The organism is Streptomyces sp. NBC_01198 (assembly GCF_036010485.1).
Classification (GTDB): Bacteria; Actinomycetota; Actinomycetes; order Streptomycetales; family Streptomycetaceae; genus Actinacidiphila.
Genome location: NZ_CP108568.1, coordinates 2,349,848 through 2,372,863, shown reverse-complemented (window position 1 = coordinate 2,372,863; position 23,016 = coordinate 2,349,848). Strand labels below are relative to the sequence as shown.

Below are 23,016 nucleotides of genomic sequence, written 5' to 3'. Positions count from 1 at the left end.
CGATCGTTCAGGGTACGGACGAGCGTCCACGCCGTGCGCCTCCAACCGGGCCGAGGGGGAAGGCCGGTCCGCACCTGCCCCTGCTACCAGCTGCTCAGCAGCAAGTGGTTGACGAGGAGCGCGACGACCGCCTGGGCGGCCAGCCAGGCGCGATGGTCACGGCGGGGGAGGAGGGCGGCGGTGGCGGGGAGCCAGAGGACGAAGGGGAGCCAGATCCGTTCGGTCTCGGCCTTGCTCATGCCGGACAGGTCGGCGACGAGCATGGCGAGGAGGAATCCGCAGGGGAGCAGGACGCCCGCGACCGCCCGGCGGTCCCCGCGCAGCCACCAGCCCCGTAGCTCCCTGGCCGCCCCGACGGGCGTGCGGTCCCCGCCCGCCCACCAGTTCCGCACTCCGCCGGGCGCCCCGGCCAGCGTCCTGCGCAGTCCGGCCGCGGAGGCGAGCCCGGCCGACACCACCAGGGTGGCGAGGTCCCCGAAGAACCAGTAGCTGTACGGGCGTACGCCGCCGTAGCCCTGGTAGTAGCGGGTCCTCAGCAGTCCGTATGCCTCCCACCAGTCGAAGCCCACGGCGGTGAACGCGGCGGCCACCGCGGCCGCCCCGGCGAGCACGTACGGGACTGGGCGTGCGGTCCGCGCGCACAGCAGGATCACCAGGCCGGGGACGGCCAGCAGGGTCAGGCCGTAGGAGAGGTAGGCGGCGGCGCCGAACAGCAGACCGGCGCCGACGCCCGCGACGGCCGTCCCCCAGCGGGAGGCGCGGGTGGCCGCGATCGCGAGCAGCGCCAGCGCCCACGCGGCGACGGCGGCGAAGTAGCCGTCCGCGGAGACGCCCACCCAGACCGCGCCCGGGGCGAGCGCGACGAAGGGCGCCGCGGCCCGCGCCCGCTCCTCGCCGGTGAGCAGGCGCAGCGTCAGCAGGACCGCCGCGGCCAGCGACGTGCCCACGGTGATGGTGAAGGCGGCGGCGAACGCGCCGCCGCCCAGCCCGATCCGGTCCAGGCCGACGAAGGTGAGCACGGCGCCCACCGGATGCCCCGCGACGTGGGTGGCCCAGCGGTCCGGTGAGTTGATCAGGATGTGGTCGGTGAAGGTCCGTACCGCCGGGCCGGCGTCGCGGAAGCGGGGGACCTCCGTCAGGTATTCGCTGGAGACGGTGAGCCGCCCGGCGACGCCGCGCTGCCATCCGTCCACCAGGGCCAGCGACCATGTCCACGCCATCGCCGTGCCCCACGCGGACCACAGCAGCCCGCGCCAGGGCAGCCGGGCGGCGAGGCCCGGCCCGTAACCGGCGACGAGCAGCGCCACGACCACGGCCAGCGGGGTGCCGGGTCCGGCGTGCGGCTGCCACCAGGCCTCCAGCGGTGGCCACGGCGACTTGAGCAGCGAGCTGTCGCGTTGCAGCCAGGCGCCGATACCCGCCATGACCAGGAAGAACAGCGCTGCCGCACCGGCCGCCAGCACGTCCGGACGCCGGGTGGACGACGTCGCTGGGCCGTCGTCGTCGAGTGGGTGCGGGCCGGCGCCGTGCAGCGGGGAGGGGGAGAGAGTCACGCGTCGCACCCTAGGCAGCGGCCGGCCCGCTGCGGCTGTGTCGCGGCAGGACGTCAGAGTTTCGTCATGAGTTGCCGACCCTGAAGGCCCTCCTGACGGCCCTAGTGTCGCCAGGCATGAAAGTTCCCTCCCGCCTCCCTCCGGGTCCTTGGCGCAGTCCGCTGCGCGGCCCGTGGCTCACGTCGGTCCTCGGGCTGCTGCTGCTCGTGGGCGTCCCGCTGCTGTTCGTCACCGGCCTGCTGTCGTACGCCGCGTACAACCCCGGGCTGTCGCCTTTCAACGACAAGACGCCCGGCAAGGGCCTGCTCGGTTTCTACCTGTTCTCCTGGCCCACCCACCCGTACTGGCTCTACCGCTTCACGCAGGGGCTTCATGTCACGCTCGGAGTGGCGCTGGTCCCGGTGCTGCTTGCCAAGCTCTGGTCGGTGGTGCCGAAGCTCTTCGCGCTGCCGCCGGTGCGCTCGATCGGGCACGCCCTGGACCGGCTGTCGCTGCTGCTGCTCGTCGGGGGCGGGATCTTCGAGTTCGTCACGGGCCTGCTGAACGTCCAGCTGGACTACATCTTCCCGGGGTCGTTCTACCGTCTGCACTTCTACGGTGCGTGGGTCTTCGTGGGGGCGGTGTCCGCCCACGTCGCCCTGCGCATGCCCCGGGTGGTGCGGGCCCTGCGCAGCCGGGACTTCCGCGCGGAGCTGCGTACGCCGACCTCCCGGACGGAGCCCGAACCCGCCGACGACAGCGGCCTGGTGTCCACCCACCCCGCCGCCCCCACGATGTCCAGGCGCGGCGCGCTGGGCATGGTCGGCCTGGGCTCGCTCGTGCTCTTCCTGGTGACCGCCGGCCAGAGCATCGGCGGACCGCTGCGCGGGACCGCCCTGCTGGCACCGCACGGCCGCAGGCCGGGCGACGGCCCCAACGGCTTCCCGGTCAACAAGCCCGCCCTGGCCGCGCACGTCCGCCCGCAGGACATCGGTGAGAACTGGCGGCTGACGGTCCGTGGCGCGTCCGGCCGCAGTGTGGACCTCACCCTCGACCAGCTCCGGCGCCTGCCCCAGTACGGCTCCGCGCTGCCCATCGCCTGCGTCGAGGGATGGTCCACGGAGAACCAGCACTGGCAGGGCGTACGGCTGCGGGACCTCGCCGCACTCGTGGGGCACGAGGCAGACCCGCCAGGGGTGTTCGTGGAGTCCGTGCAGCTCGCCGGGTCCTTCCGGGCGGTGGCGCTGCGCGCCAACCAGGTACGCGACGGCCGCTCCCTGCTCGCGCTGCGGGTCAACGGCGCCGAGCTCTCCCCGGACCACGGCCGCCCCGCCCGGATCATCGTGCCGGACGCCCCGGGCGTGATGAACACCAAATGGGTACGCCGACTGACCTTCGGCGCACCGGACGTCGGGGCGCGCGCATGAGACGCCTGTTCCGCGCCGTGTACGGCGAGTCCGTCCTCCACCTGCTGGTCCTGCTCGCCTCCTTCGCCCTGTGCGGATACGCGATCACCCGGCTGCTGGAGCGCGACGCGTGGGGCGTGGCGGAGTGGGTCGTCGGCTCGGCGCTGATCCACGACGTGGTGCTGGTGCCGCTGTACGGCGGCGCCGACTGGCTGCTGCACATGGCGGCCCGAGGCCGCCGGCCGGGATCACCGGCGCGGATCGCGCTGGTCAACCACATCCGCGTCCCCACGTTCATTTCCCTGCTGTTGCTGCTCGTCTACTGGCCGCTGATCTCGCACGACGCCGGGGCGACGTACCGGAACGCGACACTGCTGTCGCCCGGAGTGTTCCTCGGCCGCTGGCTGCTGATCACCGCCGTGCTCTTCGCCGCCTCCGCCCTGCTCCTGGTGTTCCGCAGGTGGCGGGCGGCTCGCGGGAACCGCGGGTGAATCCTTACGAACCTGTGGTGCCCGTGGTGGTGATGCCCCGCCAGGCCACTGGTCACCCTAGGGTCCGATCCATGCGCGTACTCGTCACCGGCGGCGCCGGCTTCATCGGATCCCACATCGTTGCCGCCCTCGCCGCCCGCGGCCACGAACCGGTCGTCCTCGACGCCCTGCTGCCCACCGCCCACGCCGTCCCCCCGACCCGGCCGCCGGCCGGGACCGCCGAGTTCATCGCCGAGGACGTGCGGAACCCCGAGGCCCTGTCCCGTGCGCTGCGCGGTGTACAGGCGGTCTGCCACCAGGCCGCCATGGTGGGTCTCGGCAAGGACATCGCCGACACCCCCGCCTACGTCAGCTGCAACGACCTCGGCACTGCCCACCTCCTCGCCGCCATGGCCGCCGCCGGTGTCAAGGACCTGGTGCTCGCCGGATCCATGGTCGTGTACGGAGAGGGCCGCTACGACTGCCCGCGGCACGGCAGGGTGACCCCCGGGCCGCGCACGGTGGCGGATCTGGACGCCGGGCGCTTCGAACCCCGCTGCCCGCAGTGCGGCGCCGACTTGACGCCGGGGCTCGTCGACGAGGACGCCCCCCTCGACCCGAGGAACGTCTACGCCGCGACCAAGCTCGCCCAGGAACACCTCGCCGCAGCCTGGGCCAGGGCCACCGGCGGACGGGCCGTCGCGCTGCGCTATCACAACGTGTACGGCCCCGGCATGCCCCGCGACACCCCGTACGCGGGCGTCGCCTCCTTCTTCCGCTCGGCCCTCGCCCGCGGCCAGGCACCGCAGGTCTTCGAGGACGGCGCCCAGCGGCGGGACTTCGTCCATGTGCGGGACGTGGCCGAGGCCAACGTCCTTGCGCTGGAGAGCATGGCGACCCGTCCGGACGGAGCGCTGCGCGCCTACAACACCGGCAGCGACACCCCGCACACCATCGCGGACATGGCGACCGCCCTCGCCGCCGCTCACGACGGACCGGACCCCGAGATCACCGGCGCATACCGGCTCGGCGACGTCCGGCACATCACCGCCACCTCCGGCCGGCTGCGCGCCGAACTGGGGTGGCGGCCCGAAGTGGGCTTCGCCGAGGGCGTCACCGAGTTCGCCCACGCGGCTCAGCGGGAGGGGCTGCCGGTGCCCGCCACGCGCTGACCGCCGAGGTCCCGCCCGCTTGTCCGTTCCGCCCCACCCCGATCCCTCGAAACGACTGGACCCCTCGTGAACCCCATCGCCGACGTCGTCCTGCCCTGTCTCGACGAAGCCGAGGCCCTGCCCCGGGTGCTGGAACGCATCCCGCCCGGCTGGCGGGCCATCGTCGTCGACAACGGCTCCACCGACGGCTCCGCGCGCATCGCCGCCGATCTCGGGGCGAGCGTGGTGCACGAACCGCGCCGCGGCTTCGGCGCCGCCTGCCACGCCGGACTCCTGGCAGCCCAGGCCGACTTCGTGTGCTTCTGCGACTGCGACGCCTCCCTCGACCCGGCCCTGCTGCCCGACTTCGTCGGCCGGCTCCTCGCGGGAGAGGCCGACCTGGTCCTCGGCCGCCGCCGGGCGGTCGCCCGCGGCGCGTTCCCGCCGCACGCCCGCGCCGGGAACATCGCCCTCGCCCGCATGCTGCGCCGTCGTACGGGTCTGCGGCTGCACGACCTCGGACCGCTGCGGGCCGCACGACGCGAGGCCCTGCTCGCCCTCGGCCTGACCGACCGGCGCAGCGGCTATCCGCTGGAAATGGTGGTCAAGGCCGCTGACGCGGGCTGGCTGATCACCGAACGCGAGGTCCCCTACCACCCGCGCACCGGCCGCTCGAAGGTCACGGGTACCTGGCGGGGCACCTGGCACGCGGTACGGGACATGCGGGCGGTGCTGGGGGCCCCGCCGGCGTCCGGAAGCCGGCTGGCCGGTGCGGTGCCGGGGAAGGCCCTGGATCCGCAGGGTGCGACCCCAGCTGTGGTGACCGGCCCTGCGGAGGCCCGGTGACCACGCTGATGGTGATCGCCAAGGAACCGCGGCCCGGACGGGTCAAGACACGGCTGACCCCGCCGTACACGCCCGAGGAGGCGGCCGCGCTGGCCGAGGCGTCACTGGCCGACACCCTCGCGGTCGTCGTGGCGAGCCCGGCGGAGCGGCGGCTGCTCATGCTCGACGGGCGTCCCGGCCGCTGGCTGCCGGACGGTATCGAGGTGATCCCGCAGACCGGCGGCGGGCTGGACCAGCGGCTCGCCGCCGCCTTCGCGCTGTGCGACGGCCCGGCGCTGCTCATCGGCATGGACACCCCGCAGATCACCCCCGAGCTGCTGCGGCCCGCGCTGCTGGCCGGCGAGGACCCGGCCGACGCGTGGTTCGGGCCGGCCGCCGACGGCGGGTTCTGGGCGCTGGGCCTGCGGAAACCCGACCCGGTCCTGCTGCGCGGAGTGCCGATGTCCACCCCGGACACCGGTCGGGTGCAGCGCGGCCGGCTCACCGGCGCAGGGCTGGTCGTCCGCGACCTGCCCGAGCTGCGGGACGTCGACACCGCGTCCGACGCCGAGGCCGTCGCCGCGCAGGCGCCCGGCAGCCGCTTCGCCGCGGCTGTCGCCAGGTTCGCCCCGGCGGGCACACGGTGAGCGTGCCCGTCGCGGTGCCCACGGCCCGGGCCTGGTCGACCGCCGACCCGTACGCCACCGCGCTGCGCACCGGCCGCGGCCCCCTCTTCCTGCGCCGCTCCGACGGCTGGTTGCTCCCGCTCGACGTCGAACGCTGGTGCGCGCAGCCCGACGCGGCCGACCGGTCCGCGCTCAGCGCATGCCACGGGCCGACGCTCGACATCGGCTGCGGCCCCGGGCGCCTCGTCACCGCCCTGGCCGCGCAGGGCCTGCCCGCCCTGGGCATCGACGTCAGCCCCGAAGCCGTGCGCCGCACCCGGGCCGGCGGCGGTACCGCTTTGCTCCGCTCGGTCTTCGACCCCCTGCCCAGGGAAGGCCGCTGGCAGACCGCGCTGCTCGTCGACGGCAACATCGGCATCGGCGGAGACCCCGTCGCGCTGCTCACCCGGGTGCGCGGCCTGCTGCACCCGCACGGCAGGCTCATCACCGAGGCGGCGCCCTGCGGCATCGCCGACGACCTCGACGAGCACTCGGTGGTCCGTCTCCACGACGGCACCGGCGTGGACGGCGTCACTTTCCCCTGGGCCCGGGTCGGACCCGCCGCCCTCGACCGGCACGCCGCCGCGGCCGGCTGGGTCAGGGAAGCGGCATGGTCGGTCGAGGGCCGCCGCTTCGTCCAGCTGCGCGGGCGGCACCTCGCCGGGCGGCCGGCGGAGATCTGACCGGCATCCGGCCACTGCTCGACCAGGGGCGCTCGGCGGTCGGCGCTGCCGTGGGCGGTGTCCGCCGGTGACTGCCCCCGGTCAGCCGCCCACCGCGGCCAGCAGGCCGTCGAAGTCCTCTGCGCAGGGCCCGCAGGCGCGCAGGTGGGCCGCCACGCCGGGATAGCGTGCCTGCGCGCCGCCACCGGCCGCCGCCAGGTCGACGTAGATGTGCAGCATCTCCATGGCCTGCTCGCAGCCGACGTCGCGGGGATCGGTGCGCAGGAAGCGCTCGATCCGTGCCGTTGACTCGTTCACGTGTCCTCTCCCTTCCGGTCCAGGGACCCGTTCTTCCCGTCCAGGTACCCGTTGGCGACGAGTTGGGCCCGGAGCTTACGCCGCGCGTCGAAGACGGTTTTGTAGATCGCGTTGCGGTTGGTGTCCCAGCGCACCACCAGGGCGTCGAGGGGAGTCCCGTCGAGCACCACGGCGACGAAGACCTGGCGCTGGTGGTCGGTGAGCACGTCGTCCACCGCCTGCCGGAAGGCGCGTATCAGCTCGCGCCACTGCGATTCGCCGGCCGGGTCCAGGCCGAGGCGGTCGGGCAGCTGGTTCCAGTCCTCCGCGGCCAGTGCCTCGGTCGGTCGGCGCCAGAAGTGGCGGCCGAGCTTGGCGGAGACCTCCAGGATCACGAAGCGGTAGGCCCAGGTGGTGAAGCGGCTGTCCCCGCGGAAGTCCGGCAGTTTGCGGGTGACGGCCAGCAGCGCGTCGGCGGCGGCCTGGTGGGCCAGGTCATCCAGTTCCGGGCCGGTGATCCGGGTGTCGGAGCCGCGGCGGCGCAGCTCGCTCCTGGCAATGCGGAGCAGCAAGGCGTGCAGACGCTCGTACGCCTCCTCACGCGTCCTGGCGGAGGTGTCGCCCAGCGACGCCACCCACGCGGCGGACTCCGGGTCGAGGCCCGACACCGCGGTGGTGGTACCGCCGCCTTCGAGGTCCCTGTGTCCCATGGCGGCAACCGTAACAGCGGCCCCCACGGCCCCGGCGCCGGCGCTGTGGCCCATGGGGAAGGTCAGTTGGCACCTGTCCACCAGCGCACGGGTCGAGAACCCGCACGGCACCGGGCGCGAGAGTCTGTGGGGAAACGCTGTCCGGTTGTGCGGGTGGGAGCGTGCGGTGCCAGAGGCTGGGGTGATGACACAACCTGTTCACGCACCGGGTGGGCCAGAGGGCAGGGCCACGTCGTTCGGCGCGCAGCGCGACCCCTCCCGGGTGCTCGCGTTCAGCGACGGTGTGATCGCCATCTCCATCACGTTGCTGGTCCTGGAGATCCGGCCGCCGCGGGACACCCGCCACCTGCTGGAGGGCCTTGGCAGGCTCTGGCCGTCCTACCTGGCCTACATCCTCACCTTCCTGCTGATCGGGCAGGTGTGGGCCAACCACCACATCATGTTCGACCATATCCGCAGCGCGGACCGGGTGGTGCTCTTCCTGAACACCCTGGTCCTGATGGACATCGCGTTCCTGCCGTTCGCCGCCTCTGTGCTGGCCGAGGCGTTCCGGGACGGACACGGGCAGCGCACGGCGGTCGTCCTGCACGGGGCGGCCTTCGAACTCCTGGCCGTGCTGTTCAACACGATCTGGTGGTGGGTCCGCCGCGACCGCTGGCTGCTCAACGACACCATCGACGACGCCGGGGTGACAGCCGTCACCCGGCGCTTCCGGCTCGCCCTTGTCTGGCTCGCCGCCGGAACCGCGCTCGGTGCTGTGATTCCGGTGCTCGGCCTGGCCTCCATCGGTGCCTTCATCGTCTACTACTGGCTTCCCGTCGCCGGCGAGATCTCCGAGGCGAAACGCCGGCGCCGGCGCGGACACCGCGCGTGAGCGCCCATGTCCGGCGGCCGCCTTGCGGAAACGAGCGCAGGTGGCGGTGACGCCGGTCGGCGGTCGGCGGCGCGAGCGCGGCCGGCGTAAGGGTTGCGTTATGTAAGAGGGAGGCCCCGGCAGGCAGCAGACGAGGTGATGGGGAACGGCGCCCGCCGCCGACTCCCCGGATCCGCCTTCCGAAAGGGACGATCATGACCTCCACCGCATTCCGCGCCGCGGGCCTCCTGACCGCGGCCCTCGCCTCCGCCGTGGTCTTCGCCGGCCCGGCCAGCGCGCACTCCCCGCACGGCGGCTCGACGGTGTTCGTCCAGACCGACAACCTCCAGGGCAACTCCGTCGTCGCCTACGACCAGTCCGCCGACGGCTCGCTCGTCCAGGCGGGTAGGTATCCCACCGGCGGCCTCGGCGGCCAGCAGCCCGGCACCGGCCCTGACCACCTGGCCTCCCAGGGCGCGCTGACCTACGACCGCGCGCACCACCTGCTGTTCGCGGTGAACGCGGGCAGCGACACCCTGACCGTCTTCTCGGTGGACGGCGACCGTCTCATCCGGCGTCAGACCCTCTCCTGCGGCGGCAGCTTCCCGGTCAGCGTGGCCGTCCACGGCAGTGCCGTCTACGTCCTGAACGCCGATGGCGGCGGCTCCGTCCAGGGCTACCTGAGCGTCGGGGGCCTGCTGGTCAAGGTGCCGTCCTGGCACCGCGGGCTCGGCCTCCCCTCGGGCACCACCCCCGGCCAGGTGGGCGTCACCCCCGACGGCGGCAAGCTCGTCGTCACCACCAAGAGCGGCAACAGCATCGACGTCTTCCCGCTGGGCCTGCTCGGCCCCGCCGCCAAGCCCGTGGTGACCAGCACCCCCGGGCAGGGGCCGTTCGGCTTCACCTTCGACGCCGCCGGCCGGGTGGTCGTCACCGAGAGCGCCACCAACTCCGTGGCCACCTTCACCCTCGACCGCGACGCCAAGCTCACCAAGGTCTCCGAGGCCCCCACCGGCCAGGCCGCCACCTGCTGGGTGATCGGCTCCGGCGACCACTTCTACGCCTCCAACGCCGGCAGCGGCACCCTCACCGGCCTGCGCGAGGACCAGCACGGCTCACTCACGGGCATCGGCAACACCGCCACCGCGGCGGGCACGGTCGACGCGGCGGTCACCTCCGACGGGAAGTTCCTCCACGCCCAGACCGGTGCCGGCGGCGGCATCGACAGCTTCCGGATCAACTCCGACGGCTCCCTGACCAGGACCGGCACCGTGACGGTGCCGAACGCCGCCGGCGGCGAGGGCATCGTCGCCCCCTGACCCCCCGACCCCCCGACCCCCCGACCCCCCGACCCCCTCGGCAGGGCCGGGGCCCGTGGTGTCGCCCAACGCACCACGGGCCACCGGGGCCCCCGGGCCTGCCAGCCGAACGGCGTCGCCTGCCGGACGCCGCTCGGCTGGCCTCTTCCGCAGGGCCCCGGGGAGGGTTGGGGTAGCGTCCGTCACCATGCCGTTTCCCGATGAGCGTCGTCAGGTCGCAGTGGTCGATCACCGGCCGGAGTGGACAGCGGAGTTCGAACGGTTGGCCGAGCAGTTGAGCGGGGTGCTGGGCGACCTGCCGGTGGCCATCGACCACGTGGGGTCGACCTCGGTGCCGGGTCTGCCGGCCAAAGACTGCATTGATGTGCAGGTCCGGATGGAGTCCATCGACGAGGCCCGGGATGCGGGGCTGCTTGCCGCGATCGGCTTCCGATGCCGACCCGAGCCGTGGAATCGCTCCGAAGTCTCACGCGGGATCCACTGCCACAAGCTCGTCTTCGCTCCGCCGGCCGCTGCCCGTTCCTGCAACGTCCACCTCCGGGAGAGCACCGGCCCCAATGCCCGCTATGCGCTCCTGTTCCGCGACTAGCTGCGCGCCGACGAGCCCGCTCGCCGCGCATGGGGTGCGTTCAAGCAGCGGCTGGCGGTGAGCGTTCCGGACCTCATGGACTACGGACAGATCAAGGCTCCCGCCACCGACATCCTGATGGCTGCGGCAGAGCGCTGGGCGAATGACACCGGTTGGAACGTCATGTGACCTCCTGCTTGCCTTCCGGGCGGCGGCGCTGCCCGGCAGGATCGCAGGCAGTCGCCCACGTCCGAACTCGTCGGTTCTTCCACCGCCCGGGACGTCGCAGCCGCCCTCGTTACGCCGTGCCCCGGGGGTGACGACCACGACGCTGCTGCTGGCACACTCATCGTGCGGCTCGACGCCGACATCGTCCTCTCCTGACGTGCGCCCCGTGACGATCAGGGCCTAGGATCGCCTGACATCCGGGGGTTCCGCATTAAGCGAGCAGCAATTGCACAATCTCGTCGATCCCATTGCGATGGAGAAATAGCGTGACCAGCTCTGCCGCATTCTACCTGTCCGACAGTCAGCACACAGTGCTTTCCGGCACTTTGATCGCCGCCATACCGATTGCGATGCTCGCAGGACTGGTCTCCTTCTTCTCTCCGTGCGTGCTTCCGCTCGTGCCTGGATACCTCTCGTACGTGACGGGAATCGCTGGGAGCGATCTTGCTGAGGCCAGACGCGGTCGGATGGTTGCCGGTGCGTTCTTGTTCGTGCTCGGGTTCAGTGCGGTCTTCGTCTCCACTGGTGCACTGTTCGGCAGCTTCGGTTGGGCGTTGCAAACTCACCGGCAAGCGCTGACCAGAATTTTCGGAGTGCTTACCATAATTCTGGGTCTGGCATTTATGGGTGTCATTGGTGGCATCACCCAGCGCGAACTACGCTTCCACTACAGGCCGAGCGTGGGCTTGTTCGGTGCACCCCTGCTCGGCGTGTTGTTCGGTCTGGGATGGGCTCCCTGTACTGGGCCGACACTGGGCTCGGTAGAATTCCTCGCCAGTAGTAACGGCGGCGCGGGGCGCGGGGCGCTCCTGATGGTTTTTTACTGCCTGGGCCTTGGTGTTCCGTTCATGGTGGGAGCGGTTGCCTTCAGGCGCACACTCGGCGCTTTTGGATGGATAAAGCGCCATTACGCGTGGGTTATGCGACTGGGTGGCGGAATGCTGGTAACGGTTGGCGTTCTGCTGGTGACCGGCGTATGGGACCACATCACCTACCAGATGCAGATCTGGACCTCGAACTTCCAACCAGGAATTTAGAACTCCGCCTCCTCCGGGGCCAGGGTGAGCTGGGGCCAGGCGTGGGGTCAGCCATTTTCCCGGCCCGGCAGGGGCGCGCCCTCCAGGAAGGCGTGGTAGGTCTCGACGGCTTCCGGCTCGATTTCAGGGCTGGAGGGGCCGTAACGGGTGTCGGTGCGGTCCCGCTTGGGCCCGGAAACCCAGAACTCCTCATCGGTCTGCACGTCGTAGAAGTTCGCATCGAACAACCCCGGTGCCCGGCGCAGCGTCCTGCCGTGGAAGTACGCAGTGCTCCAGGTCTTCGAGAAGTCCACCCACCCGATCCACGAGGGGCCGCGGTCGGTGTTGAAACCAGTCTTCAACTGCACGAACATCAGACGTCGAGGCATGCGCTCAGGGTCCTGCACAGGACGCACCCGCGACCAGCCATTTGCGGGCGCCGCAGGTCAGGGCCTATCGCGTCAGCACTCGATGACGTTCACCGCGAGGCCGCCGCGGGCGGTTTCCTTGTATTTGACCTTCATGTCGGCGCCGGTCTCCTTCATGGTCTTGATGACCTTGTCCAGGGACACGTGGTGGCGGCCGTCGCCGCGCATCGCCATCCGGGCGGCGGTGACCGCCTTCACCGCGGCCATGCCGTTGCGCTCGATGCAGGGGATCTGGACCAGGCCGCCGACCGGGTCGCAGGTCAGGCCGAGGTTGTGCTCCATGCCGATCTCCGCGGCGTTCTCGACCTGTTCCGGGGTGCCGCCGAGGATCTCGGCGAGGCCGCCGGCGGCCATCGAGCAGGCGGAGCCGACCTCGCCCTGGCAGCCGACCTCGGCACCGGAGATCGAGGCGTTCTCCTTGAAGAGCATGCCGATCGCGCCGGCCGCGAGGAGGAAGCGGACGACGCTGTCGTCGTCGGCGCCGGGCACGAACTCCCGGTAGTAGTGCAGGACGGCGGGGATGATGCCCGCCGCGCCGTTGGTGGGGGCGGTGACGACCCGGCCGCCGGCGGCGTTCTCCTCGTTCACCGCCATCGCGTAGAGGGTGATCCACTCCATCGCGCGTGCCGCCGCGTCGCCTTCCGCGCGCAGCTGGCGGGCTGTCGTGGCGGCCCTGCGGCGGACCTTGAGGCCGCCGGGCAGGATGCCCTCGCGGGAGATGCCGCGCTGCACGCACTCCTGCATCACCTGCCAGATCTCCAGCAGGCCCGTGCGGATCTCGTCCTCGGTGCGCCAGGCCTTCTCGTTCTCCAGCATCAGCGCGGAGATCGACAGGCCGGTCTCCCGGGACAGCCGCAGCAGTTCGTCGCCGGTGCGGAAGGGGTAGCGCAGCACCGTGTCGTCGAGCTTGATCCGGTCGGCGCCGACCGCGTCCTCGTCCACGACGAAGCCGCCGCCCACGCTGTAGTAGGTCTTCGCCAGCAGCACCTCGCCGGCCGCGTCGAGCGCCGACAGCGTCATGCCGTTGGCGTGGTAGGGCAGCGAGCGGCGGCGGTGCAGTACCAGGTCGGTGGCCGGGTCGAAGTCCACCTCGTGCGCGCCGAGCAGGGCCAGCCGCTTGTCGGCGTGGACGGCGGCGATCTCGGCGTCCACCGCCTCGATGTCCACGGTGCGCGGCGAGTGACCGGCCAGGCCGAGCAGCACCGCCTTCGGCGTGCCGTGGCCGTGGCCGGTGGCGCCCAGCGACCCGAACAGCTCGGCCCTGGCCGCCGCGGTGCGGGTGAGCAGGTCCTCGGTCTTCAACCGCTGCGCGAACATCCGGGCCGCCCGCATCGGACCCACGGTGTGGGAACTGGAGGGGCCTATGCCGATGGAGAAGAGGTCGAATACGGAGATTGCCATGCGTTCACTGCTTCCGGTTGACCGCGGACGCCGTTGTCCACGGGGTGGTGCGGGGGTGCTCCGCGGTGTGCGGCGGGGGACCGCACACCGCGGAGCGGTTCATGACGCGAGCGTCGGATACAGCGGGTGCCGGTCGGCGAGCGCGGTGACCCGCGCGCGGAGCGCGTCCGCGTCGAAGGCCGGCTGCAGCGCCGCCGCGATGATGTCGGCGACCTCCCGGAAGGCCTCCGCCCCGAAGCCCCTGGTGGCCAGCGCCGGGGTGCCGATGCGCAGTCCCGAGGTCACCATCGGCGGCCGCGGGTCGTCCGGGATCGCGTTGCGGTTCACGGTGATGCCGATGCCGTGCAGCCGGTCCTCCGCCTGCTGGCCGTCCAGCGCCGAGGCGCGCAGGTCGACCAGCACCAGGTGGACGTCGGTGCCGCCGGTCAGTACCGCGACACCGGCGGCGGCGAGGTCGTCCCGGGTGAGCCGTTCCGCCAGGATCTTCGCGCCTTCCAGGGTGCGGGCCTGCCGGTCCCGGAAGTCGTCGGTGGCTGCGGCCTTGAAGGCCACGGCCTTGCCGGCGATGACATGCTCCAGCGGGCCGCCCTGCTGGCCGGGGAAGACCGCGGTGTTGATCTTCTTGGCCAGGTCGGCGGTGGACAGGATGACCCCGCCGCGCGGGCCGCCGAGCGTCTTGTGCGTCGTGGTGGTGACCACATGCGCGTGCGGGACGGGCGAGGGGTGCAGCCCGGCCGCCACCAGCCCGGCGAAATGAGCCATGTCGACCATCAGATACGCGCCCACGCCGTCCGCGATCTCCCGGAACGCCGGGAAGTCGAGCTGCCGCGGATACGCCGACCAGCCGGCGATGATCAGCTTCGGCCGGTGCTCCTTGGCCAGCCGCTCGACCTCGGCCATGTCGACCAGGCCGGTGTCGGCGTCCACGTGGTAGGCGGCCACCTTGTAGAGCTTGCCGGAGAAGTTGATCTTCATGCCGTGGGTCAGGTGACCGCCGTGCGCCAGGTCCAGCCCGAGGATGGTGTCACCCGGCTTGAGCAGGGCGAACATCGCGGCCGCGTTGGCCTGCGCGCCCGAGTGCGGCTGCACGTTGGCGGCCTCGGCGCCGAAGAGCGCCTTCACCCGGTCGATGGCCAGCTGCTCGATGACGTCGACGTGCTCGCAGCCGCCGTAGTAACGGCGCCCGGGGTAACCCTCGGCGTACTTGTTGGTCAGCACCGAGCCCTGGGCCTCCAGGACGGCGACCGGGGCGAAATTCTCCGACGCGATCATCTCCAGCGTGGACTGCTGGCGGCGCAGCTCGGCATCGACCTCGGCGGCGACCTCGGGGTCGAAGTCGTGCAGGGACTGATTCAGGAGCGACATGGGATCTTTCTGGTGTGGCGGGGCGGGGTGAGGGCTCAGACCGCGATGAAGGCGTCGTACTCGGCCGCGGTCAGCAGGTCCGCGTCCTCGCCGGAGACCCGCACCTTGAACAGCCAGCCGCCCTCGAACGGTCCGGAGTTCACCAGCGACGGGTCGTCCACGACGTCCTGGTTGACCTCGGTGACCTCGCCGGACACCGGGGAGTACAGCTCGCTGACGGACTTGGTGGACTCCAGCTCGCCGCAGCTCTCGCCCGCCGCGACCGTCGCGCCGACCTCGGGGAGCTGGACGTAGACCACGTCACCGAGCGCGTCGGCGGCGTGCGAGGTGATGCCGACGGTCGAGACGCCGTCCTCGGAGGCGGTGAGCCACTCGTGCTCCTTGCTGTAACGCAGCTGCTCAGGATTGATGCTCATGACGGAATTCTCCCGGATGCGAAGAGGTGATGGCGGGGTAGACGCGGCCGCCTGTGGACAACCCGGTGTCTGTGGAAAACCTCGGGGGCTCAGCGCTCGCGCTGGTAGAAGGGCAGGGCCACCACACGGTACGGCTCCCGGCTGCCCCGGATGTCGACCGCGACCCCCTCCGTGCCCGGCGCGGCGTGCGCGGTGTCCACGTAGGCCATGGCGATCGGCACGCCGAGGGTGGGCGAGGGCGCGCCCGAGGTGACCTCGCCGATCACCGCGCCGGACGCGTCGGTGACGGGGAAGCCGGCGCGCGGCACCCGGCGGCCCTCGGCGACCAGCCCGACCAGCTTGCGCGGCGGGACGTCCGCGGCCCTGGCCGCGGCAGCCGTCAGCGCCTCCCGGCCGACGAAGTCACCGGGCTTGTCGAACTTGACCACCCGCCCGAGCCCCGCGTCGAAGGGCGTGACCTTCGCGGTCAGCTCGTGGCCGTACAGCGGCATCCCGGCCTCCAGGCGCAGGGTGTCGCGGCAGGACAGCCCGCACGGTACGAGCCCGTCGCCGGCGCCCGCCGCCAGCAGTTCCTGCCACAGCTGCTCGGCGTCGGCCGGGTCCACGAACAGCTCGAAGCCGTCCTCGCCCGTGTAGCCCGTCCTGGCGATCAGCGCGGAGACCCCCGCGACGGTCCCCGGCAGCCCCGCGTAGTAGCGCAGCCCGTCGAGGTCGGCGTCCGTGAGCGCCTTGAGGATGCCGGGCGCCGCCGGGCCCTGGACGGCCAGCAGGGCGTACGCGTCCCGGTCGTCGGTCACCTGCGCGTCGAAGTCCACCGCACGCAGGGAGACGGTGTCGAGCACCGTCTGCGCGTTGGAGGCGTTCGCGACGATCAGATAGTGCTCCTCGGCCAGCCGGTAGACGATCAGGTCGTCCAGGATGCCGCCGTCCGGTGCGCAGATCATCGTGTAGCGGGCCTTGCCGACCGCGAGCGCCGACAGATGGCCGACCAGCGCGTGGTCCAGCGCCTGCCCGGCCTGCGGACCGGTCACGCTGATCTCGCCCATGTGCGACAGGTCGAAGAGCCCGGCCCTGGTGCGTACGGCCTGGTGCTCGTCGCGCTCGCTGCCGTAGCGCAGCGGCATGTCCCAGCCGGCGAAGTCGGTCATGGTCGCACCCAGGGCGCGGTGCACCGCGTCCAGGGCGGTACGGCGGGGCGACGCGGCGGGCGGTGCGCTTAGCGGCTGGTTCGACGTTTCGCTCATCGAAAGGGCTCCCAAAGGCGGCGGACGGGGACACGTACGGCGGCCGGGGCACTGACCCCGGCCTCCCCATCTGTCATCGGAACCTGAGAGGTTCACCGTGACCCCTGGGGGCCGCGGTTTGCACCTTGGGTGGGGCGGGGGCCGGTGACGGCGGCCCGCCCGCTTTTCAGATCTGCCTCGCCCGCGCGGTATCTGTGCCTGAGAGATTCAAGGGAGGACTTGCTCCTTCGGCGCCCCGCCCCCTCACCGAGGGGGCCGGAACTCTCCCGCGCGGCCTCCAACGGCCGGTATGCAGTTTGTCGAGTTGCCCCGCCATCATTGCATGCCGGGGCGTCCAGGACGCTCAGCCGCTACTGTTTCCCGGCAGGACACGGCCGCCGGCAGTGGCACAAGCGCGGACAAGGGTGGACATGGAGAATCCGGCACCGTACATATGGCCGGCGAACGAGCTGGAGGAAGTGCTCTCGGCGAGCCTCGGCAATCCCTCGGCGACCCCCCGGCTGCTGGAGGTCCTCGGCCGCTCCCATGTCTGGGTACCGCTGCCCAACGGCGGCCCGCCCGGCCCCGAAGGCCTCGACCTGCCCACCGTCGACCTGGGCGGCGCGCCCTATGTGCCGGTCTTCAGCTCCGAGCAGCAGTTCCGGCAGGCCGCCGACGGCATGTCCTGCACGGTGGCGCCGGTACGCGAGTTCGCCCGCGGGCTGCCCCCGCTGGTCGGCATCGCCGTCAACCCCGGCGGCGCCGTCGGGGTGCCGCTACCGCCCGCCGCCGTCGCTGAGCTGTGCCGCACGGAGCGGACCGGCGCGTACGGAGAGCAGGTCCCCAGCGGCGCCCGGGTGCGGCTCTGGGAGCCCGCCCCCGACGAGGAGCCCGTCGACTTCCTGGCCGTCGCCGCCGCCGAATACGCCGTCACCCCGGTGGTGCTCAGCGCCCGCCGCGCCATGGCCTCGGTGGAGGAGGAGCCGCCCGCGCTCTTCGTCGGCGTGGAACTCGACCGCTGGCAGGACCAGGACCGGGCCGCCGCCATGGACGCGCTCGGCCGCGCCCTGGGCGCTGCCCCGCTGCCCTGGCCGGTCCACCTGATCCTGCTCGACATCGCCCAGGACCCGGTCGGGGACTGGATGCTGGAGGTCGTGCGGCCGTTCTACAGCCGGGACTGACACCGCGCCGCGGCCCAACTCGCCCACCGGGCGGGACGCTTGCGTATACCCGGCGTATAGGTGCCATTTAACCGGCGCCGGTTGAGTCGGTCAGCATTCCACCGGGAACAGTCGACCTGGTTTGATGGCGGGACACCGAACGACGGGAAAGGGGCGGTCCGACGTGATCGCGGGCGCGCAAGGCGGCGCGGCGGCCGGCCATGTGGAGCAGATGCTGCTCCAGGTGGCGCCCGGCCGCTTCGACGCATACGAGAACCTGCTCGGGTCGCTCGCCGACGGCCAGGTATGGATGCTGCTCTGGCAGGGCGCACCCGGAGCGCCCGACGCCCAGTACGCGTCCATGGAGGTCGGCGGGCAGCGCTACGCGCCGTGCTGCACCTCGCCCAGGGAACTGGCCGCCAGCGGCTGGAACCGCGACCACGAGATCGTCTCGGGGCGGGACATCGCGCTGACCCTCTTCCCCGACCACTGCGGGCTCTGGCTCAACCCGCACGCGAACGGCGGCGGCGTCGGCATCCCCTGGCCCGACCTGCGCCGGGTCGCCGGCGGCCTGGACCTGCTGCCCGCCGGCCCGCTGCAGATCGGCGAACCCTCGCTGCAGATCCCGCAGTTCTACGCCCTGCTCGCCAAGGCCGCGCACCGCACGCAGGCGGTGCGCGCGCTGCGCCAGGCGTGGGTCCAGCCGGCCCTGGGCGAGCCCTACCTGGCGATCGGCGTCGAGGTCTACGACTCCTCGCCGCAGGCCGTCGAGTCGGTCCGGCTGATGATGCAGCAGGCGGTGGCCGGTGTGCCCGAGGGGCTCCCGGTCTCGACCGTCGCGATGGCCGACGCCTACGACCCGGTCGCGATGTGGCTGCGGGCCAACGCTCAGCCGTTCTTCGACCGCGAGGCCTTCTCCGGGCCTGCCGGTTGGGGCCCGCCGCCGCGCACCTACTGACGCTCGGGGCCGCCGGGCGGTGCGGGGCCGCTCAGGCGGCGACGGCGGCGTCCAGCAGGCCGAGGGGCGGGGCGCCCAGCGCCAGCAGGCGGGCGTGGAAGTCCGGGACCGTGAAGGACGGGTCGCGCTCCGCGCGGGCACGGGTCCGCTGGATCTCCAGCTTGCCCCATGTGTAGCGGCCGTAGCCGGCGTCGAAAGTGCCGCGCCTGGCCTCGGACGCCGCCCCGGCCGGGGCCAGGTGGGCGTGCCGCATGAAGAGCCTGGCGGCCTCGGCGACATCCATTGCGCCGGTGTGCATCCCGATCGCGCAGGTCAGCCGGGTCACCCTGACCAGCGCCTCGAGGGCGACGCCGATGGCGAACCGCGGGTCGCGGGCACGGAAGCCCTCGTCCATGCAGACCTCCTCCACGTAGTGCGCCCACCCCTCGCAGAAGGACAGGCTGTGCAGGACCCGTCGCACCGGGCTGGTCGCGTGCCGCAGGGCGCGCCCGTGGGCGAAGTGGCCGGGGGCGACCTCGTGCACGGTGATCGATGGCAGGCTCGTCCGGCTGAAGACCGTCAGCCACTCCTCCCGCTCCTGCGCGGGCCAGTCCGGCTCCGGCGGGGTCACGTGGTACCAGGACGGCGACTCCGGCTCTCCTGGCCCCGCCCAGGTCATCATCGCCATCGCCCAGCGGCGGGACGGCGGAGCCGGCCCGACCAGGCACTCGCCGTCCAGATACGGCGCCAGCCTGCGCTGGCGGGTGAAGGCGATGACCTCCTCGGTGAGCCGGGCCGCGGCCGGGATGACGTCGTCGGCGCCGGGGTGGTCGGCGAGCAGTTCGGGGATCAGCTCGTCGACCGACCGGTTCCGGTCCAGCGCCCGGCAGGAGTCGGCCAGCAGCTGGCCCAGCCGTACGCGTTCCTTGTCCGCGGCCTCGGACAGCGCCGTGAGGTCGACCCGCAGGCCCTCGGGCGCGCCCATCAGCGCGGCCAGGGCGGTGCCGCCGAGCCGCGGGTCGGGGTCGCCGTCCAGGGCCGCGCGCTCAAGATGGGCGATCAGCCGGCCGTGCGCGGCCAGCGCCGCGGCTTCGGTGGCGCCCTGGTCGGAGTCGAGCCCGGCGGCCAGCCCGTGAGCCGAGCCGAGCAGGGCGGTGGCGACCGGCGCGCTCACCCGGTCGAGTGAGGCCAGCGCCGCGTCCACCGCGTCGGGCCACTGCGCCAGATGTTCACGGCGGGCGGCGGCACGTACCTTACGGGAGGCGTACTCCCGGTCGTAACAGGCGAGTTCGAGATTCGACAGATGCGGGTACGGGTCGCGCCTGTGCAGTTCGAGGTCCCCGTACTGCACCCGCAGGGAGTCCTCGAAGACCGCCAGGTGCGCCTCGTCGTGCGGATCGTCGAGCGGCGCGGAGGCGTGCTTCGCGCTGTCGACCGCGCCCAGGGCGCGGCGTATCCCGTCGGGGGAGAGGTCCTGCACGCGCCCGTCGTACTCGTGCAGCCCGGCCATCTCGCGGACGGTGGGCATCATCAGGTCGCACACCGCGCGAAGCCGATCATCCATCCCCCGACCGTAGCGTCGAGTCCGCCGTCCGTCTGCCCGGGGCGGTAGCCGAGTCGCCGGGCGGTCAGGTCTGGCCCGCGGTCCTCGCCCGGGTGACGGCCGGGCCGATCGCCCTGATGACCTGCGCGACCTCATCGGCGGTCGTGGTGTGGCCGAGCGAGAACCGCAGCGTGGCCCGCGCGTCGGTGGCCGGCCGGCCCATCGCCAGCAGGACGTGGCTGGGCTGCGCCACACCTGCGGTACACGCAGAGCCGGTCGAGCAGGCGATGCCCTGGGCGTCCAGCAGCAGCAGGAGGGCGTCGCCCTCGCAGCCGGGGAAGGTGAAGTGCGCGTTGGCCGCGAGCCGGCCCTCGGGGCCCGGGTCGCCGTTCAGGACGACGTCCGGCACCGCGGCCCGTACGCCGCGCACCAGCTCGTCACGCAGCGCGCCGACCTGCGCGGTGTACGGCTCCCGCCTCTCCGCGGCGAGCGCGCCGGCCGTCGCGAAGGCCGCGATCGCGGGCACGTCGAGGGTGCCCGACCTGCTGCGCTCCTGGTCGCCGCCGTGCAGCAGCGGCACCGGGGTGTCGTCCCTGCGCAGCACCAGCGCGCCGATCCCGTACGGTCCGCCGACCTTGTGCGCGGTCACCGTCATCGCGTCCAGCCCGCTGGCCGCGAAGTCGACGGGGGTCTGCCCGAACGCCTGCACCGCGTCGGAGTGCATCGGCACGCCGAACTCGGCGCAGACCTCCGCCAGGGTGGCGACCGGAAGGATCGTGCCGACCTCGTTGTTGGCCCACATCACGGTGACCAGGGCCACGTCCTCGGGCCCGGCGGCCAGGGCGGCACGCAGCGTCTCCGGCTGCACCCTGCCGTACGCGTCCACCGGCAGCCACTCCACGACGGCGCCCTCGTGCTCGGCAAGCCAGTGGACGGCGTCCAGCACCGCGTGGTGCTCCACCGGGCTGGCCAGCACGCGGACCCTGCGCGGATCCGCCGCCCGGCGCGCCCAGAACAGCCCCTTGACGGCCAGGTTGTCCGACTCGGTGCCACCGCCGGTGAACACGATCTCGCTCGGGCGCGCGCCCAGCGCCGCCGCCAGGGCCTCCCGCGACTCCTCGACGGTCCGCCGGGCGCGGCGGCCCGCCGCATGCAGTGCGGACGCGTTCCCCGTCACCGTGAGGTGCGCGGTCATCGCCTCGACCGCCTCCGGGAGCATGGGCGTCGTGGCGGCGTGATCGAAGTAGGCCATGATCCCCCGATTCTACGTTCCACTGGGGTCACCTCTGTCCCCCAGCGCGACCCCCCGCACCCTCGGCCACTCGCCGCAAGCGACGCCCTATCGCCCGCGCCCCGCCAGGCGTTGGCCACGCAGTTCCCCACACCCCTGGGCGATTGCCCCCAACCAGGCCACGGCAAGTGAAGCTGTCCGAGGGCCGCGGGCAACTGCGCGCTCAGCCACGACGTGGCGAAGGTCAGCGGGCCACGGCAAGGGGCAGCCCCCCAGGGGCGCGGGGAACTGCGCGCGTAACCACGAAGGGTGGGAGAGCCAGCGGGCCACGGCAAGGGGCAGCCCCCAGGGGCGCGAGGAACTGCACGCGTAACCACGAAGGTGGGAGAGCCAGCGGGCCACCGCGAGGGGCAGCCCCCAGGGGCGCGAGGAACTGCGCGCGAAATCACGACGTGGCGAAGGTCAGCAGGCCACCGCGAGGGGCAGCCCCCAGGGGTGCGAGGAACTGCGCGCGCAACCACGAAGGTGGGAGAGTCAGCGGGCCACCGCGAGGGGCAGCCCCCAGGGGCGCGGGGATCTGCGCGCGCAACCATGACAGCGGGAAGGTCCCGGCACGCGGGACAGGGGGCACCCCTGGGGTCATGGCCGCGGGGCGCGAGCCAATTGGCGGGACTGGGCCACGAGCCGATCCGCCGAGTCCCAGACCTCCGCGTCCTCCTCCAGCAGACCGCCCGCCAGGTTCCGGGTCGTCAGGGTGACCCGCAGCGGCCCGGGGGCCGGCTGGCTGCGCACGTGAACGGTGAGCTCGACCGTCGGCACCCACCCGGTGAGCCCCAGGTCGAAGGCCGTGGGCGGCAGCGCGTCGACCGCGAGCAGCAGCGACACCGCGTCGTGGTCGCGCCCGTCGGCGAGGCCGAGCCAGCCGCGCATGTCGCCGGCACCGGACGGCGCGCCGACGGCCCAGCCCGCGGTGGCGGGGTCCAGCCGCAGGTCGAGCCGGTCGAGGATCGCGGTGGAGCCGGGGACGGGCCCGCCGTCCGGCGCCTCGGACGAGCTGACGCAGTCCTCGTAGGACGGCATCGCCGTCGGCGTCGCCGTGGTGCGGACGTCGTCCGGGAGGGCGGCGAGGTCGCTGTACGCGGCGATGACCCGGATCCGCTCCACCTCGCGCCCCTGCTCGTCGCGCTGGAAGAGCGAGGCCTGCCCGGTGGACATGGTGCGGCCGGCGCGTACGGTCTCGGTCCTGATCACCGCGGGACCCGGCTGCGAGGCGGTCAGATAGTGCGCCGTGACGCTGATCGGGTCGGGGTGCGGCAGGGCGTCACGCAGGGCGCGGGCGACGACGGCGAGCAGGTAGCCGCCGTTGACCGCCCGGATGATCGTCCAGCCCGCGGACAGCTCACTGTCGTACGTGCCGGGCTCGTCCGTCCTGGCCACCACCGCCGTGTCGCGGTCGAACTCGCTGTCCCCGATGGCCGCGCGGGCCGCTGCATATGCCATGAGTCGATGTTACCCATCGGTAGTCGCCGGTTGTCCAGCCCTCCCGGGCTCGATTCAGAACAACGCTGAGCGCCCGCTCGTCTCTTCCGCCCGCCCCGCTCGTCCCCCCT

23 protein-coding genes and 2 riboswitches are annotated in these 23,016 nt (G+C 72.7%); of the genes, 12 read left to right on the top strand and 11 right to left on the bottom strand.

Annotated elements, in window-relative coordinates:
• Window positions 1-83: 83 nt before the first annotated feature.
• Window positions 84-1,553 carry a hypothetical protein gene (locus OG702_RS10540; RefSeq protein WP_442814371.1) on the bottom strand — a complete coding sequence of 490 codons (1,470 nt, stop codon included), beginning with the start codon at window positions 1,551-1,553 and terminating at the stop codon, window positions 84-86.
• A 116-nt stretch (window positions 1,554-1,669) separates the two neighbouring features.
• On the opposite strand from OG702_RS10540, the gene OG702_RS10535 reads away from it, so the two are divergent.
• The 6 genes from OG702_RS10535 (at window position 1,670) to OG702_RS10510 (ending at window position 6,732) form a co-directional block, all read left to right on the top strand.
• Window positions 1,670-2,959, top strand: coding sequence for a molybdopterin-dependent oxidoreductase (locus tag OG702_RS10535; protein ID WP_327288593.1), 1,290 nt, complete (start codon window positions 1,670-1,672; stop codon window positions 2,957-2,959).
• Window positions 2,956-3,429, top strand: a complete 474-nt coding sequence (locus OG702_RS10530; protein ID WP_327288592.1) for a hypothetical protein — start codon at window positions 2,956-2,958, stop codon at window positions 3,427-3,429. Before OG702_RS10535 ends, OG702_RS10530 begins: the two co-directional genes overlap by 4 nt.
• Window positions 3,430-3,500: 71 nt before the next feature.
• Window positions 3,501-4,580: an NAD-dependent epimerase/dehydratase family protein gene (locus OG702_RS10525; RefSeq protein WP_327288591.1), complete on the top strand. Its 1,080-nt coding sequence runs from the start codon at window positions 3,501-3,503 to the stop codon at window positions 4,578-4,580.
• Between the two features lie 66 nt (window positions 4,581-4,646).
• On the top strand, window positions 4,647-5,405 hold the full coding sequence (locus tag OG702_RS10520; protein WP_327288590.1) for a glycosyltransferase family 2 protein: 759 nt from the start codon (window positions 4,647-4,649) through the stop codon (window positions 5,403-5,405).
• Window positions 5,402-6,031, top strand: a complete 630-nt coding sequence (locus OG702_RS10515) for a TIGR04282 family arsenosugar biosynthesis glycosyltransferase (RefSeq protein WP_327288589.1) — start codon at window positions 5,402-5,404, stop codon at window positions 6,029-6,031. The genes OG702_RS10520 and OG702_RS10515 overlap by 4 nt, the downstream gene beginning before the upstream one ends.
• Window positions 6,032-6,033: 2 nt before the next feature.
• The gene (locus OG702_RS10510) at window positions 6,034-6,732 is read left to right on the top strand and encodes a class I SAM-dependent methyltransferase (protein WP_327288588.1); all 699 of its coding nucleotides are present in this window, start codon (window positions 6,034-6,036) and stop codon (window positions 6,730-6,732) included.
• 81 nt (window positions 6,733-6,813) lie between these two features.
• Here OG702_RS10510 and OG702_RS10505 read toward each other — a convergent pair whose 3' ends face one another.
• Both OG702_RS10505 and OG702_RS10500 read right to left on the bottom strand, forming a co-directional pair.
• Window positions 6,814-7,029 (bottom strand): hypothetical protein, encoded by a 216-nt coding sequence (locus OG702_RS10505; protein ID WP_327288587.1) that lies wholly within the window; start codon window positions 7,027-7,029, stop codon window positions 6,814-6,816.
• Window positions 7,026-7,718 (bottom strand): RNA polymerase sigma factor, encoded by a 693-nt coding sequence (locus OG702_RS10500; protein WP_327288586.1) that lies wholly within the window; start codon window positions 7,716-7,718, stop codon window positions 7,026-7,028. The genes OG702_RS10505 and OG702_RS10500 overlap by 4 nt, the downstream gene beginning before the upstream one ends.
• Before the next feature lie 184 nt (window positions 7,719-7,902).
• Here OG702_RS10500 and OG702_RS10495 point away from each other — a divergent pair, with 184 nt between their 5' ends.
• The 4 genes from OG702_RS10495 to OG702_RS10480 all read left to right on the top strand — a co-directional run bounded on the left by OG702_RS10495 (window position 7,903) and on the right by OG702_RS10480 (window position 11,723).
• On the top strand, window positions 7,903-8,592 hold the full coding sequence (locus OG702_RS10495; RefSeq protein ID WP_327287900.1) for a TMEM175 family protein: 690 nt from the start codon (window positions 7,903-7,905) through the stop codon (window positions 8,590-8,592).
• Window positions 8,593-8,786: 194 nt separating this feature from the next.
• A complete protein-coding gene (locus tag OG702_RS10490) occupies window positions 8,787-9,890 on the top strand; it encodes a lactonase family protein (RefSeq protein WP_327287899.1) in 1,104 nt (367 codons plus the stop codon).
• 187 nt (window positions 9,891-10,077) lie between these two features.
• The gene (locus OG702_RS10485) at window positions 10,078-10,479 is read left to right on the top strand and encodes a GrpB family protein (protein WP_327288585.1); all 402 of its coding nucleotides are present in this window, start codon (window positions 10,078-10,080) and stop codon (window positions 10,477-10,479) included.
• A 473-nt stretch (window positions 10,480-10,952) separates the two neighbouring features.
• A complete protein-coding gene (locus OG702_RS10480) occupies window positions 10,953-11,723 on the top strand; it encodes a cytochrome c biogenesis CcdA family protein (protein WP_442814370.1) in 771 nt (256 codons plus the stop codon).
• Window positions 11,724-11,770: 47 nt separating this feature from the next.
• Here the strand turns inward: OG702_RS10480 and OG702_RS10475 are convergent, their stop codons facing one another.
• From OG702_RS10475 to gcvT, 5 genes are all read right to left on the bottom strand, one after another.
• Window positions 11,771-12,091 (bottom strand): hypothetical protein, encoded by a 321-nt coding sequence (locus OG702_RS10475; protein ID WP_327288584.1) that lies wholly within the window; start codon window positions 12,089-12,091, stop codon window positions 11,771-11,773.
• Between the two features lie 72 nt (window positions 12,092-12,163).
• Window positions 12,164-13,531 carry an L-serine ammonia-lyase gene (locus tag OG702_RS10470; protein ID WP_327288582.1) on the bottom strand — a complete coding sequence of 456 codons (1,368 nt, stop codon included), beginning with the start codon at window positions 13,529-13,531 and terminating at the stop codon, window positions 12,164-12,166.
• 99 nt (window positions 13,532-13,630) lie between these two features.
• Window positions 13,631-14,896 (bottom strand): serine hydroxymethyltransferase, encoded by a 1,266-nt coding sequence (glyA, locus tag OG702_RS10465; protein ID WP_327288580.1) that lies wholly within the window; start codon window positions 14,894-14,896, stop codon window positions 13,631-13,633.
• A gap of 35 nt (window positions 14,897-14,931) precedes the next feature.
• Entirely contained in the window at window positions 14,932-15,312 is a 381-nt protein-coding gene (gene gcvH / locus OG702_RS10460) for a glycine cleavage system protein GcvH (RefSeq protein ID WP_327288579.1), read from the bottom strand.
• 89 nt (window positions 15,313-15,401) lie between these two features.
• Window positions 15,402-16,556, bottom strand: a complete 1,155-nt coding sequence (gcvT, locus tag OG702_RS10455) for a glycine cleavage system aminomethyltransferase GcvT (RefSeq protein WP_327288578.1) — start codon at window positions 16,554-16,556, stop codon at window positions 15,402-15,404.
• A 60-nt stretch (window positions 16,557-16,616) separates the two neighbouring features.
• Window positions 16,617-16,732: riboswitch (glycine riboswitch) on the bottom strand.
• Window positions 16,733-16,835, bottom strand: a riboswitch (glycine riboswitch).
• A gap of 131 nt (window positions 16,836-16,966) precedes the next feature.
• Between gcvT and OG702_RS10450 the strand changes: the two genes are divergently transcribed.
• The gene (locus OG702_RS10450) at window positions 16,967-17,716 is read left to right on the top strand and encodes an enhanced serine sensitivity protein SseB (RefSeq protein ID WP_327288577.1); all 750 of its coding nucleotides are present in this window, start codon (window positions 16,967-16,969) and stop codon (window positions 17,714-17,716) included.
• Window positions 17,717-17,840: 124 nt separating this feature from the next.
• The gene (locus tag OG702_RS10445; protein WP_442814368.1) at window positions 17,841-18,653 is read left to right on the top strand and encodes an enhanced serine sensitivity protein SseB C-terminal domain-containing protein; all 813 of its coding nucleotides are present in this window, start codon (window positions 17,841-17,843) and stop codon (window positions 18,651-18,653) included.
• Window positions 18,654-18,684: 31 nt separating this feature from the next.
• Here the strand turns inward: OG702_RS10445 and OG702_RS10440 are convergent, their stop codons facing one another.
• The 3 genes from OG702_RS10440 to OG702_RS10430 form a co-directional block, all read right to left on the bottom strand.
• A complete protein-coding gene (locus OG702_RS10440; protein WP_327288576.1) occupies window positions 18,685-20,196 on the bottom strand; it encodes a DUF885 family protein in 1,512 nt (503 codons plus the stop codon).
• A 64-nt stretch (window positions 20,197-20,260) separates the two neighbouring features.
• Window positions 20,261-21,427, bottom strand: a complete 1,167-nt coding sequence (locus OG702_RS10435) for a cysteine desulfurase family protein (RefSeq protein WP_327288575.1) — start codon at window positions 21,425-21,427, stop codon at window positions 20,261-20,263.
• Window positions 21,428-22,045: 618 nt separating this feature from the next.
• The gene (locus OG702_RS10430; RefSeq protein ID WP_327288574.1) at window positions 22,046-22,906 is read right to left on the bottom strand and encodes a thioesterase family protein; all 861 of its coding nucleotides are present in this window, start codon (window positions 22,904-22,906) and stop codon (window positions 22,046-22,048) included.
• Between the last annotated feature and the right edge of the window lie 110 nt (window positions 22,907-23,016).

Coding starts and splice junctions, on each gene's coding strand:
- OG702_RS10535 (WP_327288593.1), top strand. CDS start 1,670: ATGAAAGTTCCCTCCCGCCTCCCTCCGGGTCCTTGGCGCAGTCCGCTG.
- OG702_RS10530 (WP_327288592.1), top strand. CDS start 2,956: ATGAGACGCCTGTTCCGCGCCGTGTACGGCGAGTCCGTCCTCCACCTG.
- OG702_RS10525 (WP_327288591.1), top strand. CDS start 3,501: ATGCGCGTACTCGTCACCGGCGGCGCCGGCTTCATCGGATCCCACATC.
- OG702_RS10500 (WP_327288586.1), bottom strand. CDS start 7,718: ATGGGACACAGGGACCTCGAAGGCGGCGGTACCACCACCGCGGTGTCG.
- OG702_RS10495 (WP_327287900.1), top strand. CDS start 7,903: ATGACACAACCTGTTCACGCACCGGGTGGGCCAGAGGGCAGGGCCACG.
- OG702_RS10490 (WP_327287899.1), top strand. CDS start 8,787: ATGACCTCCACCGCATTCCGCGCCGCGGGCCTCCTGACCGCGGCCCTC.
- OG702_RS10485 (WP_327288585.1), top strand. CDS start 10,078: ATGCCGTTTCCCGATGAGCGTCGTCAGGTCGCAGTGGTCGATCACCGG.
- OG702_RS10475 (WP_327288584.1), bottom strand. CDS start 12,091: ATGCCTCGACGTCTGATGTTCGTGCAGTTGAAGACTGGTTTCAACACC.
- OG702_RS10470 (WP_327288582.1), bottom strand. CDS start 13,531: ATGGCAATCTCCGTATTCGACCTCTTCTCCATCGGCATAGGCCCCTCC.
- glyA (WP_327288580.1), bottom strand. CDS start 14,896: ATGTCGCTCCTGAATCAGTCCCTGCACGACTTCGACCCCGAGGTCGCC.
- gcvH (WP_327288579.1), bottom strand. CDS start 15,312: ATGAGCATCAATCCTGAGCAGCTGCGTTACAGCAAGGAGCACGAGTGG.
- gcvT (WP_327288578.1), bottom strand. CDS start 16,556: ATGAGCGAAACGTCGAACCAGCCGCTAAGCGCACCGCCCGCCGCGTCG.
- OG702_RS10450 (WP_327288577.1), top strand. CDS start 16,967: ATGGAGAATCCGGCACCGTACATATGGCCGGCGAACGAGCTGGAGGAA.
- OG702_RS10445 (WP_442814368.1), top strand. CDS start 17,841: ATGGCGGGACACCGAACGACGGGAAAGGGGCGGTCCGACGTGATCGCG.
- OG702_RS10440 (WP_327288576.1), bottom strand. CDS start 20,196: ATGGATGATCGGCTTCGCGCGGTGTGCGACCTGATGATGCCCACCGTC.
- OG702_RS10435 (WP_327288575.1), bottom strand. CDS start 21,427: ATGGCCTACTTCGATCACGCCGCCACGACGCCCATGCTCCCGGAGGCG.
- OG702_RS10430 (WP_327288574.1), bottom strand. CDS start 22,906: ATGGCATATGCAGCGGCCCGCGCGGCCATCGGGGACAGCGAGTTCGAC.